We start from the raw sequence: 12,596 nt of genomic DNA, 5'->3' as shown, positions 1-12,596 counted from the left end.
AGCGGTTGCTTCCGTGCCTTCCAAACAGATTTTGCAATTCGGCGTTGACAACAGCCGAAGGCGAAGCTATTGACAGGTTGTCACAAACCTATCTGATAGGTAGGAGGTTAACTTGATAGAGCTCAAGGCGGAGGAAGAGTCCTCATCCGGACGGTCCGGCGCGGATGGACTGCTGGGCGGCGTCATGACTGCCGTGAAGGTTCATATTCGCGAGAACGGTCTTCAGGTCGGCGATTCGTTGCCGAGCGAGGGGGCCTTTGCCGAGAAGCTGGGCGTATCCCGCAGTGTGGTGCGCGAGGCTTATCGTTCGCTCGCCGCGCTGACGCTGATCGACATCGGTAATGGCCGGCGTCCGCGGGTGGCTGCGCCCAAGGCGGACGTGCTGGCCCTGGTGACCGACCATGCCGTGCATACCGATCAAGTGACGATCCAGCAGATTTTCGATGTCCGCCGAACTGTCGAGCGCCGCACCGTCGTGCTGGCAGCCATGCGCCGCACCGACAAGGAGGCCGCCGAAATCGTCGCGCTTGCCGAAGCGATGCAGCGGGATTTCGACCAGCCGGTCAGGGTCATGGAACATGATATCGCCTTTCACGAAGCGATCGGCACGGCGTCCCGCAACCCGATGTTCGCGCTGATCGTCGGCTCCTTCCATGTCGTGACGCGCCATACCTGGCCGATCGGCTGGGCGAGCCGCGCCAGCAATGAGACGCGGCAGGAAAGTATCGACGGCCACATGACCATCGCGCAGGCCATCGCCAACGGCGACCCGGCGAAAGGCGAGGAGGCGATGGTCGAGCATTTCGATCTGACGGTAAAGGCGCTTTTGGCGGCAGGAGTTTATTGAGCATGAAGATCACGGAATTAGAAACGGTCCGCGTCCGCGACTTTCCCAATATTCTGTGGGTCCGCATCCACACGGACGAGGGGCTTGTCGGACTTGGCGAGACCTTCTTCATGGCGCAGACCGTGGAAACCTACATTCACGAGGTGGTGGCCCCGAAACTCGTCGGGCGCGACCCGCTGGAGATCGACCGCATCTCGAAGGATCTGACAGGCTATCTCGGCTTCCGCTCGACCGGGGCGGAGATGCGCGGCAATTCGGCGGTGGATATCGGGCTCTGGGACCTTTTCGGCAAGGCGACGAACCTGCCGATCGCCCAGCTTCTCGGCGGCTTCTCGCGGCGCGAGATCCGCACCTACAACACCTGCGCCGGCAACACCTATATGCGCGACGCGAAGGGCCAGCAGACGGCAAACTACGGCATCGGCGGCCCGCGGCGCGACTATGACGACCTGAACGGATTTCTGGAACGGGCGGACGAACTCGCCGAGGATCTCCTGTCGGAGGGCATTACTGCCATGAAGATCTGGCCGTTCGATATCGCGGCGGAGAAAAGCGGCGGCCAGTATATTTCCGGGCCGGACCTGCGCAAGGCGCTGGAGCCCTTCGAGAAGATCCGCAAGCGCGTCGGCGACCGCATCGACATCATGGTCGAGTTCCACTCCATGTGGCAGTTGACGCCCGCCATCCAGATCGCCCGGGCACTCGAGCCCTATGCCACCTTCTGGCATGAAGACCCGATCAAGATGGACTCGCTCTCCAGTCTGAAGCGCTACGCGGCGGCAAGCCGCGCGCCGCTCTGCGCGTCGGAAACGCTCGCGACCCGATGGGCCTTCCGCGATCTCATGGAAACGGATGCGGCCGGGGTCGTCATGCTCGACCTCTCCTGGTGCGGCGGGATTTCCGAGGCAAAGAAGATCGCCACCATGGCGGAAGCCTGGCACCTTCCGGTCGCGCCGCATGATTGCACCGGCCCTGTGGTGCTCGCAGCCTCGACGCATCTGTCGCTGAATGCTCCGAATGCGCTCGTCCAGGAAAGCGTGCGTGCCTATTACAAGACCTGGTATGCCGATCTTACGACGCAGCTGCCCACTGTGACGAACGGCATGATTACCATTCCGCCGGGGGCAGGGCACGGGGTCGACCTCGCTCCCGATCTCGACCGGAAATTCGAAGTGTCGCGGCGCAGTTCGAAGGATTGAAGTTCGACCAACTTGTATGGTAGTAGGCCAACACTGCCGGAAGCTTGGAGGGGGCCGGATGCAGAGCATCAAACCGCAGCGCGTTCTGTCCGCGATCGAAGCTGTCGGTCCGCAGGTCTATCGCATCCTGCGCGAGCAGATCATCCAGGCGGAGCTGGTGCCCGGCGCGCGCATTTCCGAAGCCGAGATAGCAAGAAGCCTCTCGATCAGCCGCCAACCGGTTCGCGAAGCCTTCATCAAGCTGGCAGAGGAGGGGCTGGTCCAGGTGCTGCCCCAACGCGGCACCTATGTGACGCGGATTTCGACGGCATCGGTCATGGACGTGCGCTTCGTGCGCGAGGCCATCGAGGCCGACATCGTGCGCCAGGTCGCCGGCGAGCATGAGGTGGCGATCGTCGACGAACTGCGCGAACAGATCGCTCGCCAGAAGCAGGTGCCGCATGACGATCGCGCCGCGTTCCTGCGGCTGGACGAACTTTTCCACCACACGCTCGCGACGGCCGCCGGCCGCGCCTATGCCTGGAGCGTCATCGAAAGCGTCAAGGCGCAGATGGACCGCGTCCGGTTCCTGAGCGTCGACGACCCGCAGATCGGCCGGCTAATCGAACAACACGAGCAGATCGTCGATGCGATCGCGGCAGGCGATGTCGGCGGGGCAGAGCAGGCGCTGCGCATGCATCTGCGCGAAATTCTGAAATCTTTGCCCGAGATCGCGCGATCGCGGGCGGAGTTCTTCGACGGCACGGGGTGACCGGCCGCCGCAATATGATCGATGTTCAACGGGAGGTAACGCATCATGATCAGGAAATTGATAGCAGGAACGGCCCTGGGGCTGACGCTGATGGCTCCAGCCGCCAGCGCGGAAGGTCTCAGCATCGCCTTCGTCAGCCATTCGTCGGCCTCGAACACGTTCTGGCAGGCGGTCAAGAAGGGCTATGACGACGCCTGCGAAAAGGTCGGCGCCTCATGCCAGTTGATCCTCACGCAGACGGAAGGCGCGGTCGAGCAGGCCGTCGCCAATCTGCAGGCGGCGATCGCCTCCAGGCCGGACGCGATCTTCGTCGCAATCGTCGACAACAATGCCTATGACAACGTGATCAAGGAAGCCGTCGACGCCGGCATCCTGGTGCTCGCCGTGAATGTCGACGACAGCGAAGGCGCCAAGGGGAACGCCCGCAAGGCCTTCATCGGCCAGGGCTTCACCGCGGCCGGTTACTCGCTCGCCAAGGCCCAGTCGGAAAACTTCCCGAAGGAGGGCCCGCTCAACCTGCTGGTCGGCGTCAACGCGCCGGGCCAGACCTGGTCCGAGCAGCGCGCCGGCGGCGTCACGAAATTTCTGGAGGAATATAAGGCCGAGCATTCCGACCGCGAGGTGAACATCACCCGCATCGATTCGGCCACCGACCTCGCGCTTACCGCCGACCGCATCGGCGCCTATCTCAATGCCAATCCGGACACGACCGCCTATTTCGATACCGGCTACTGGCATGCCGGCGTCGCCAAGGTCCTGAAGGATCGCGGCATCGAGCCCGGCAAGGTCCTGCTCGGCGGCTTCGACCTCGTGCCCGAGGTGCTGCAGCAGATGGAGGCCGGCTATGTTCAGGTGCAGGTCGACCAGCAACCCTACATGCAGGGCTTCATCCCGGTCATGCAGGCCTATCTCTGGAAAACCGCCGGCCTGACACCCTCCGATGTCGATACGGGGCAGGGCATCGTCACGCCGAAGGACGTGCCGACGATCCTCGAACTGGCGAAGCAGGGTCTGCGCTGATCCGGCGCTCCCGATAAGCAACAGGCGTCTTGCCCGAGCTCGAAACCGGAGCCGGGGGGAATTCATGCGGCTTTCCGCCGGTATCCCATCCCAGCTCTCGGAATCGATCGCGTCGACGATCTCAGGCACCCGACCTGAGATCGTCGTGATCGGTCAGGCACGACGCCGAACCATGAGTGGCAGCCCATGAAGCGATTTCTGAAAATCTATCTCGACAAGCCCGAGCTTGCCGGCCTTGCACTGCTGATCGTCCTCGTTCTCGTCTTCCAGGCGAAGTCGAACGGCATTCTTCTTTCCTTCGAAAACATGCGCGGCGTATTGGGCCTTCTGCCGGAAATGGCGCTCGTCGCCATCGGCGTGACGCTCCTGATGATCTGCGGCGAATTCGACCTGTCGGTCGGGTCCGTCTTTGCGCTGATGCCCATGTCGATGGCGGTGATACTGAATTCCGGCGTGCCCTTCACCGTCGCGGTGCTGCTCGGTCTCATGATCTGCGGGGCGATCGGTTTCATCAATGGTTATGTCACGCTGCAATTCTCGATACCGAGCTTCATCACCACGCTAGGGATGCTCTTCATCGCGCGCTCGCTGACCATCGTCATATCAGGCGGTTTTCCCCCGCTTCTGCCGCCCGACCTGCCGACCTGGCTTTTCACGGACTATATCTGGCAGGGCTCGCCCTTCCGCATGTCCTTCCTCTGGTTCGTGGTCATTGCCGCACTCGTGGCGGCGTTGCTGTCGCTCACCAATTTCGGCAACTGGATCCGGGCGACCGGCGGCTTCAACGAGGCCGCCGCCTCCATGGGCATTCCGGTCAAGCGCGTGAAGATCGTCTGCTTTATGCTCTGCTCGGTACTGGCGGGCTTTGCGGGACTGCTTCAGGTGCTGCGTCTCGGCTCGCCGTTGCCGTCGATCGGCGAAGGGCTGGAATTGCAGGCGGTCGCCGCGGCCGTCATCGGCGGTACGGCGCTCGCAGGAGGGATCGGGACGGTCTTCGGCGCCATCATCGGCACCCTTCTGATCCGCACGATCGACAACGGCCTGGTCCTTTCCCGTGTCGATGCCAACTGGTTCAAGTTCGCGATCGGGGTTCTCACCATGTTTGCCGTCATCGCCAATGCCTGGATGGGCAAAATGTCCCGCAAGATCAAGGTGGAGGCGCACAAATGACCACGCCGATCATCGAGTGCCGCAACCTCCAGAAATGGTACAGCGGCGTGCATGCGCTGAAGAATGTCGACCTCACGATCCACCCCGGCGAGACCGTCGGCCTCGTCGGCGACAATGGCGCCGGCAAGTCGACGCTCATCAAGATTCTCTCGGGCGTTCACCATCAGGATTCCGGCGACGTGCTGATCGAAGGCCGCAAGGTGGCTCTTCGCAGCCCCAAGGATGCGATGCGCCACGGGCTGGAAACGATCTATCAGTACAATTCCATGGTCCCATCCATGTCGATCGCCCGCAATCTCTTCATCGGCCGCGAGCCGATGAAATGGTCGGTCTTAGGCATCGGCATCATGGACCAGAAGCGCATGCGCGCCGAAAGCATCCGTGCCATCGCCGATGTCGATCTGCATCTGCGCTCGCCGGATGCGCTCGTCGGCGAGCTTTCGGGCGGCCAGCGGCAGGGCGTAGCCATCGCGCGCGCCATGCACTTCAAGTCGAAGGTGCTGATCCTGGACGAGCCGACGAACCATCTTTCGGTCAAGGAGACCGACAAGGTGATCGGCTTCGTGCGCGGATTGAAGGCGCAGGGCCTGACCGGGATCTTCATCTCGCACAACATGCAGCACGTCTTCCAATCCTGCGACCGCATCGTCGCCATGGCACGCGGCGAGATCGTGTTCGACAAGCCGACCGCCGAGACGTCGATAGACGAGGTTCACGCGCTTCTGTGAGGTAACGATGACAGAGCTTTCCGGAAAGACCACCCTCATTACCGGTGCGCTCGGCACCCTCGGCCGCGCCCAGGCCGAGCGGCTGGCGCGCGCCGGCGCCGCCTTGATATTGCTCGACAGGCCCGGCGCCGAAGCCGGGGAGGGCTTCGCGACGCGTGTCGCCGCGGCTCACGGTGTGAGCGCGATCTATGTCGGCGAGGACCTTAACGACCTGGCTTCGGCGGAAAAGCGCGCAGCTACGCTTTCCCGCGAGCATGGCGGCATCGATATTCTCATCAACAATGCGGCGCTCATCATCAATAAGCCTTTCGAGGAATTTTCGCTGGAGGAATACGAGGACCAGGTCCGCGTCAACTCGTCGGCGGCTTTCGCGCTTGCCCGGGCCGTGGCGCCCGGGATGAAGCAAAAGCGCTACGGCAAGATCGTGAACTTTTGCTCCCTGACGCTGAACGGCCGCTGGGACGGCTATGTGCCCTATGTGGCGTCCAAGGGCGCGATGCTGGGGCTGACGAAGGCGCTTGCGCGCGAACTCGGTCCGCACGGCGTACGCGTCAACGCGGTGTCGCCGGGCGCGGTGGTTTCGGAGGCCGAAGAGCGGGTCTTTGCCGACCGCCTGCAACAATACAATGACTGGATCGTCGAAAACCAGTCGCTGAAGGCGCGCATCCAGCCCTCCGACGTCGCCGACCTGGTCCACTTCCTCGTCACGCCGGCCTCCGACATGATTTCCGGCCAGAACGTCGCGATCGACGGCGGCTGGTGATGCCGGCGATCGAGCTCTCCAACGGCGATGCACGCATCGTCCTGCGGCCTGATCTCGGCGCCGGGCTGACGGCATTCGACGTGCTGCACGATGGCTCCTGGGAACCGATCTTCCGCAGGGTCGATCCCTCTACCGCGCATCCCTTCGCGCTTTCGAACATTCTGCTTGTTCCTTTTTCCGGGCGGGTTTCCGGCGGCGGGTTCACGTTTGACGAAACCTTTCATGCCCTGCCCCGGAACGTGGAGACGGAGCCATACCCGATCCACGGGAACGGCTTTTCGGCCGCGTGGGACGTTGCCTCCGTGAGCGCGGATTCGATCACGCTCACCCTTTCGGCAGAAGGACCGGGGCCGTTCCGGTACGATGCGAGGATGTCCTACCGCCTGGAGAGCGCCGGCCTGGCGATGGAGCTGAGCCTCGTCAACCGCGCCCGGATCCGTCTGCCCTATGGCGCCGGTTTTCATCCCTGGTTCGTGCGCGAGCCGGATACGACGCTGCACGCGCCGGCCCGCGGCGTCTGGCTGGAGCAATCCGATCACCTGCCAAAGGCCTATGATGCCATAGCCGCACATCCGGAAATGGATTTCAGCAGGCCGCAGCCATTGCCGGAGCGATGGATCAACAACTGGTTCGACGGCTGGGACGGCAAGGCCCGCATTCACTGGCCGAGGCGTGGGCTCGTGGCGGACGTGGATGCGAGCGAGGCGCTGCGCCAATACGTCGTCTTTTCACCGGCTGCCGACGCCGGCTTCTTCTGCTTCGAACCGGTGACGCACCCCGTCGATGCGTTCAACCTTCCCGGCAAGGCCGAAGCCCGCGGCCTCAAGATTCTCGGGCCGGGTGAATCGCTGAGCGTCTCCACGCGTGTCGCGGTGATATCTGACTGAGCATGTCGTCAGCCGCGGGCTCCCGGGCGCCGCGCCGGGCGGAAAACCGTTGCGCAGTTTCGCTCGATTTGCCCTAGTGTTCGCCCGTCGACTATAGTCCTCTCCACGCTTTTTTTCCCGATCGGTATGCAATGTCTTTCCAAGAACGAAAGAAGCCTCGCGTCACGCTTCTGGATGTCGCGCGGCATGCCAATGTTTCCCGCGCGACCGCCTCTCTCGTTCTTCGCAAGAGCCCGCTGGTCGGCAGTGAGACGCGCGCGCGAGTCGAGCAGGCGATGCGGGATCTGGGCTATGTCTACAACATCGGCGCAGCCCGCCTGCGCGTCGAACGCAGCCAGATCATCGGCGCAATCGTCCCAAATCTCGCCAATCCATTCTTCGCGGAACTCCTTTCAGGTATCGAGGAGGCTATCGGGGCCACCGGCAAGGTGGTCATTCTCGCCAATAGCGGGGAGAGGGTGGAGCGGCAGTCCATGCTGCTCCAGCGCATGCGCGAACATGGGGTGGACGGGGTCGTTCTTTGCCCCGCCGCAGGCACCGAACCCGACCTGTCCGAGCAGTTTGCCGCGTGGGGTATGCCCGTCGTCCAGGTATTGCGCCACATTTCCGTCGATATGGACTATGTCGGCGTGGACTATGCCGGCGGCATGCGTCAGGCGGTGGATTATCTCGCAACGCTCGGTCATGAGAAGATTGCGTTCGCCGCCCACGGCCCGGTTCATTCTGCTTATCGGGAGCGCGTGGACGGCTTTCGTGACGCCATGCTGGCAAAGGGTTTCGATCCCGAGATCCTGATCCATTTGCCGGCACAGCTCGGAGAAATCGCCGGCTCGACCCACCTTCTGTTTGCAAAGGCTGCACAGCCGACTGCCGTGATCTGCTTCAATCATCTTGTCGCTCTTGGCCTTGCCGCAGGACTTCACGATTGCGGACTGACGATCGGACGCGATCTCTCGCTGATCGGCTTCGACGACGTGGCTGACGCAGAGGCCATCCGGCCGAGACTGACCTCGGTCTCGACCGGCCCGACTGCGATCGGCGAAAAGGCGGCGCTGCTCCTCGTCGAGCGCATCGCCAATCCGGATTTGCCGCCGCGGCGCATGGTGAACGATACGACGCTGAACATTCGGCAGTCCTGCGGCCGGCCCGTCTGATCGCGCCCGATCCCGGACGTCATTTGCGGTTGACGCACGTCAGGAAACATTTTAGATCGATCTAACTGACGCAAATCGCGGGAAGCGCGGTGTGCGGCGGCGGTAGTGTGGGAGGAGGTCCCGGCATGTACGAGTTCAACTTCGCGCCTGTGCTCGCGTCCTTCGACCAGTTGCTGATCGGCGCCTGGCTCACGGTTCGCCTGTCATGTGCAGCCATGTTGATCGGCCTCGTCGTGTCAGTCTTCTGCGCCTGGGGAAAGACAGCAGGACCGGCGATCCTGCGTACCGTGATCGATGGCTATATCGAGATTATCCGCAACACGCCTTTCCTCGTGCAGATCTTCTTCATTTTCTTCGGCATGCCTTCGCTTGGTCTGAGGCTTTCGCCGAACAGTGCGGCGCTGCTGGCGCTGGTGGTCAACTTCGGCGCCTACGGCACGGAGATCATCCGCGCCGGGATCGAATCCATTCACAGGGGACAGGTGGAGGCCGGGTGGGCGCTTGGCCTGTCGAGGGCCCAGATTTTCCGCTATATCGCCATGAAGCCGGCTTTGCGAACCGTCTATCCCGCGCTCACCAGCCAGTTCATCTATCTGATGCTGAATACCAGCGTCGTGTCGGTGATTTCGGCGGATGACCTGGCTGCGGCCGGCAACGACCTCCAGTCCGCGACCTTTGCGAGCTTCGAGGTCTATATCGCGGTCACTCTGATCTATCTTGCCCTGTCGGTCGGTTTCTCCGCGCTGTTTTACGCGGTCGAAAAAATGGCCTTCAAATATCCCCTCGGCCGTTAGGAGCACTGTCATGATCAGAGCCTTCGGCTGGAACGAGTTTCTCGTCATCGTCGCCGCGGCACAGTGGACGATCGCCCTTTCCGCGATCGCCTTTGCCGGCGGCAGCGTCGGCGGATTACTGGTGGCATTGATGCGCGTCGCCGATACGCGAGTGCTGCGTCTCTCCGCGACGGGCTTCATCCGGGTCTTTCAGGGAACCCCGCTGCTGATGCAGCTCTTTCTGGTCTTCTTCGGCATGAACATCTTCGGCTTTTCGATCAATCCTTGGATTGCCGCGACGATTGCGCTCGCGCTCCACGCCAGCGCCTTCCTGGGCGAGATCTGGCGGGGCTGCATCGAGGCCGTGCCGAAGGGACAGCGCGAGGCGGCGACAGCGCTCGGCCTGCGCTATTTTCGGTCGATGCGTCATGTGATCCTGCCTCAGGCGGCCCGTATCGCCGTCGCCCCCACCGTCGGTTTCCTCGTGCAACTCATAAAGGGCACCTCGCTCGCATCGATCATCGGCTTTACCGAGCTGACCCGACAAGGGCAGATCATCAACAATGCGACGTTCAGTCCGTTTCTGGTCTTCGGCACCGTTGCCGCCGTCTATTTTCTGCTTTGCTGGCCGCTGTCGCTGATCGCACGCCGGATGGAAACCCATTTTTCCCGGGCAACGGCACGTTGACGGGCCCCGCCGGCGGGAGGGCCGGCATATGAGAAGGGAAGGGCTAATGAATATCTCGAGACGCATGGCAATATCTGTCCTCGGAGCTGCGATTGTCGCGGGTTTGGTGGCGCCCGCCGCAGCGCAGACGGTGGAGGCGATCAAATCGGCCGGAACGGTGAAGATCGGCATGCTGGTCGATTTCCCGCCGTTCGGGATCATGGACGCGAACAACCAGCCGGATGGTTACGATGCCGACGTTGCGAAGCTGCTTGCCAAGGAGCTCGGAGTCGAAGTGACGATCGTGCCGGTGACGGGACCCAACCGCATCCCCTACCTGCAGAGCAACCAGGTGGATCTGCTGGTCGCCTCGCTGGGCATCACCGAGGAGCGCGCCAAGAACGTCGACTTCTCGCAACCTTACGCAGGCATTTCGATCGGCGTGTTCGGCGCCGCCGACCTGGACGTCACGAAGCCTGAAGATCTGGCCGGCAAGACGATCGGCGTCGCCCGTGCCAGCACGCAGGACACGGCGACCACAAAGATTGCCCCTGAGGACGCCAACATTCAACGCTTCGACGACGACGCCAGTGCGGTGCAAGCGCTCCTTTCCGGACAGGTCGAGCTGATCGGCGTATCCAATGTCGTCGCCGCCCAGATCGAAGCCGCCGCCCCCGGGCGGTTCAATCAGAAGCTTCAGCTGAGCCAGCAGGTTCAGGGTATCGCCGTTCGCAAGGGATCGAGCGAGATGTTGAACTTCGTCAACGGCTTCCTCGACAAGGTCAAGGCGGACGGACAGCTCAATGCCATCCACGAGAAGTGGCTCGGTTCTCCGCTGCCGGAATTCGTCACTGAAGCGAAATAGAATGGAGCCCTCGCGATGAACACGGAACGCGAAAACGCCTCGCCCCCGGATTCGCGCGAGGCTTCGGACCCGGCCGTCCGCATGGAGGGCGTCAACAAGTGGTATGACGCCTTTCACGCGCTCAAGAACATCGATTTGGCGGTCGGCCGCGGCGAACGGATCGTCATCTGTGGACCATCCGGTTCCGGCAAGTCGACGTTGATCAGGTGCATCAACCAGCTCGAGACCATTCATTCGGGCAGGATCGTCGTGGACGGTCACGACCTGACCGCCGGCGGGCGGAACGTCGATCTGGTCCGGCAGGAGACCGGCATGGTTTTCCAGCAGTTCAACCTTTTTCCGCACATGACGGTGCTGGAGAACTGCACGCTGGCTCCCATGAAGGTTCGGGGTCTCGTCAAGGCAGAGGCCGAAGAGACGGCGATGAAATATCTGAAACGGGTGCGTATCCCCGAGCAGGCCGCGAAATATCCGGCGCAGCTTTCGGGCGGACAGCAGCAGCGCGTCGCGATCGCGCGGGCCCTGTGCATGAACCCGAAGATCATGCTCTTCGACGAGCCGACCTCGGCTCTCGATCCGGAGATGGTCAAGGAAGTCCTGGACACGATGGTGGATCTAGCCAACGAAGGCATGACCATGCTTTGCGTCACGCACGAGATGGGCTTCGCGCGAAGCGTCGCCGATCGTGTCGTCTTCATGGACCGCGGCGAGATCCTGGAGGTTGCGCCGCCCGATGCCTTCTTCGGCGCCCCGCAACACGAGCGCACGCGCTTCTTCCTCGGCCAGATCTCCTGATGGCCACGTCCCGGTAATTGGAGTTTCGAAACGTGAAACCAGATCTATTGCTCGTGGAGCCGATGATGCCGTTCGTCATGGACGAACTGCAGCGGAATTATACGGTTCACAGGCTTTACCAGGCCGCCGATCGGCCAGCGCTCGAAGCGGCGCTCCCATCGATCCGCGCGGTTGCCACGGGCGGCGGCGCGGGCCTTTCCAACGAATGGATGGAGAAGCTTCCATCACTGGGGATCATCGCAATCAACGGGGTCGGGACGGACAAGGTGGATCTCGCCCGCGCGCGCAGTCACAACATCGATGTGACGACGACGCCGGGTGTCCTTGCGGACGACGTCGCTGACCTCGGTATCGCGCTCATGCTCGCCGTCCTGCGAAGGGTCGGCGATGGCGACAGGCTGGTGCGCGAAGGCCGCTGGGCCGCGGGCGAACAATTACCGCTCGGCCATAGCCCGAAGGGAAAGCGGATCGGCGTACTCGGTCTTGGTCAGATCGGGCGGGCATTCGCGTCGCGCGCGGAGGCCTTCGGCATGTCGGTGCGATACTGGAATCGGTCCGCGCTTTCCGGCGTCGACTGGATCGCCCATCAGAGTCCGGTCGATCTCGCCCGCGATAGCGACGTTCTGGCAGTCTGCGTGGCGGCGAGTGCGGCGACGCAGAACATCGTCGACGCATCCCTTCTTCAGGCGCTCGGTCCCGAGGGTATCGTGGTAAATGTCGCGCGTGGCAACGTCGTCGACGAGGAGGCCCTGATCGAGGCGTTGAGGTCCGGAACGATCGCGGGTGCCGGGCTCGATGTCTTCGTCAACGAACCCGCAATCCGAAGCGAATTCCACACCACGCCGAATACGGTGCTCATGCCGCATCAGGGCAGCGCGACGGTCGAGACGCGCATGGCCATGGGAAAGCTCGTGCTTGCAAATCTCGCCGCCCACTTTGCCGGCGAAAAAGCGCCGAACACCGTCAATTGAAGCGGG

14 protein-coding genes are annotated in these 12,596 nt (G+C 62.7%); all 14 read left to right on the top strand.

What is annotated here, in order from left to right:
* Positions 1–112: 112 nt before the first annotated feature.
* On the top strand, positions 113–847 hold the full coding sequence (locus BHD07_RS11180; protein WP_018096518.1) for a FadR/GntR family transcriptional regulator: 735 nt from the start codon (positions 113–115) through the stop codon (positions 845–847).
* 2 nt (positions 848–849) lie between these two features.
* Positions 850–2,046, top strand: a complete 1,197-nt coding sequence (locus BHD07_RS11175; protein ID WP_102762021.1) for a mandelate racemase/muconate lactonizing enzyme family protein — start codon at positions 850–852, stop codon at positions 2,044–2,046.
* Between the two features lie 58 nt (positions 2,047–2,104).
* Positions 2,105–2,797 carry a GntR family transcriptional regulator gene (locus BHD07_RS11170; protein WP_338280015.1) on the top strand — a complete coding sequence of 231 codons (693 nt, stop codon included), beginning with the start codon at positions 2,105–2,107 and terminating at the stop codon, positions 2,795–2,797.
* 45 nt (positions 2,798–2,842) lie between these two features.
* Positions 2,843–3,817, top strand: a complete 975-nt coding sequence (locus tag BHD07_RS11165; protein ID WP_102762023.1) for a sugar ABC transporter substrate-binding protein — start codon at positions 2,843–2,845, stop codon at positions 3,815–3,817.
* A 186-nt stretch (positions 3,818–4,003) separates the two neighbouring features.
* The gene (locus BHD07_RS11160) at positions 4,004–4,987 is read left to right on the top strand and encodes an ABC transporter permease (RefSeq protein WP_102762024.1); all 984 of its coding nucleotides are present in this window, start codon (positions 4,004–4,006) and stop codon (positions 4,985–4,987) included.
* Positions 4,984–5,715, top strand: a complete 732-nt coding sequence (locus tag BHD07_RS11155; protein WP_102762025.1) for an ATP-binding cassette domain-containing protein — start codon at positions 4,984–4,986, stop codon at positions 5,713–5,715. Before BHD07_RS11160 ends, BHD07_RS11155 begins: the two co-directional genes overlap by 4 nt.
* 7 nt (positions 5,716–5,722) lie before the next feature.
* Positions 5,723–6,478, top strand: a complete 756-nt coding sequence (locus BHD07_RS11150; RefSeq protein WP_338280009.1) for an SDR family oxidoreductase — start codon at positions 5,723–5,725, stop codon at positions 6,476–6,478.
* A complete protein-coding gene (locus tag BHD07_RS11145; protein WP_338280007.1) occupies positions 6,478–7,365 on the top strand; it encodes an aldose 1-epimerase in 888 nt (295 codons plus the stop codon). The genes BHD07_RS11150 and BHD07_RS11145 overlap by 1 nt, the downstream gene beginning before the upstream one ends.
* Positions 7,366–7,496: 131 nt before the next feature.
* Positions 7,497–8,519 carry a LacI family DNA-binding transcriptional regulator gene (locus BHD07_RS11140; RefSeq protein WP_338280005.1) on the top strand — a complete coding sequence of 341 codons (1,023 nt, stop codon included), beginning with the start codon at positions 7,497–7,499 and terminating at the stop codon, positions 8,517–8,519.
* A 125-nt stretch (positions 8,520–8,644) separates the two neighbouring features.
* Positions 8,645–9,313, top strand: a complete 669-nt coding sequence (locus BHD07_RS11135; protein WP_338280002.1) for an amino acid ABC transporter permease — start codon at positions 8,645–8,647, stop codon at positions 9,311–9,313.
* A gap of 10 nt (positions 9,314–9,323) precedes the next feature.
* Positions 9,324–9,980 carry an amino acid ABC transporter permease gene (locus tag BHD07_RS11130; RefSeq protein WP_338279999.1) on the top strand — a complete coding sequence of 219 codons (657 nt, stop codon included), beginning with the start codon at positions 9,324–9,326 and terminating at the stop codon, positions 9,978–9,980.
* Between the two features lie 46 nt (positions 9,981–10,026).
* A complete protein-coding gene (locus BHD07_RS11125; protein ID WP_198516857.1) occupies positions 10,027–10,824 on the top strand; it encodes a transporter substrate-binding domain-containing protein in 798 nt (265 codons plus the stop codon).
* A 15-nt stretch (positions 10,825–10,839) separates the two neighbouring features.
* On the top strand, positions 10,840–11,619 hold the full coding sequence (locus BHD07_RS11120; protein WP_275598654.1) for an amino acid ABC transporter ATP-binding protein: 780 nt from the start codon (positions 10,840–10,842) through the stop codon (positions 11,617–11,619).
* 32 nt (positions 11,620–11,651) lie between these two features.
* Entirely contained in the window at positions 11,652–12,590 is a 939-nt protein-coding gene (locus tag BHD07_RS11115) for a 2-hydroxyacid dehydrogenase (RefSeq protein WP_338279994.1), read from the top strand.
* Positions 12,591–12,596: the final 6 nt, after the last annotated feature.

It is taken from the genome of Sinorhizobium sp. KGO-5 (genome assembly GCF_036245905.1).
GTDB lineage: Bacteria > Pseudomonadota > Alphaproteobacteria > Rhizobiales > Rhizobiaceae > Sinorhizobium > Sinorhizobium meliloti_A.
The sequence above is the reverse complement of the archived record's forward strand: the minus strand, read 5'-3'. Positions and strand labels throughout refer to the sequence as shown.

Excerpts from the sequence above, each read along its gene's own strand:
- BHD07_RS11125 (WP_198516857.1), top strand. The coding sequence starts at position 10,027 with ATGAATATCTCGAGACGCATGGCAATATCTGTCCTCGGAGCTGCGATT.
- BHD07_RS11140 (WP_338280005.1), top strand. The coding sequence starts at position 7,497 with ATGTCTTTCCAAGAACGAAAGAAGCCTCGCGTCACGCTTCTGGATGTC.
- BHD07_RS11120 (WP_275598654.1), top strand. The coding sequence starts at position 10,840 with ATGAACACGGAACGCGAAAACGCCTCGCCCCCGGATTCGCGCGAGGCT.
- BHD07_RS11155 (WP_102762025.1), top strand. The coding sequence starts at position 4,984 with ATGACCACGCCGATCATCGAGTGCCGCAACCTCCAGAAATGGTACAGC.
- BHD07_RS11130 (WP_338279999.1), top strand. The coding sequence starts at position 9,324 with ATGATCAGAGCCTTCGGCTGGAACGAGTTTCTCGTCATCGTCGCCGCG.
- BHD07_RS11165 (WP_102762023.1), top strand. The coding sequence starts at position 2,843 with ATGATCAGGAAATTGATAGCAGGAACGGCCCTGGGGCTGACGCTGATG.
- BHD07_RS11175 (WP_102762021.1), top strand. The coding sequence starts at position 850 with ATGAAGATCACGGAATTAGAAACGGTCCGCGTCCGCGACTTTCCCAAT.
- BHD07_RS11145 (WP_338280007.1), top strand. The coding sequence starts at position 6,478 with ATGCCGGCGATCGAGCTCTCCAACGGCGATGCACGCATCGTCCTGCGG.
- BHD07_RS11135 (WP_338280002.1), top strand. The coding sequence starts at position 8,645 with ATGTACGAGTTCAACTTCGCGCCTGTGCTCGCGTCCTTCGACCAGTTG.
- BHD07_RS11170 (WP_338280015.1), top strand. The coding sequence starts at position 2,105 with ATGCAGAGCATCAAACCGCAGCGCGTTCTGTCCGCGATCGAAGCTGTC.
- BHD07_RS11160 (WP_102762024.1), top strand. The coding sequence starts at position 4,004 with ATGAAGCGATTTCTGAAAATCTATCTCGACAAGCCCGAGCTTGCCGGC.
- BHD07_RS11150 (WP_338280009.1), top strand. The coding sequence starts at position 5,723 with ATGACAGAGCTTTCCGGAAAGACCACCCTCATTACCGGTGCGCTCGGC.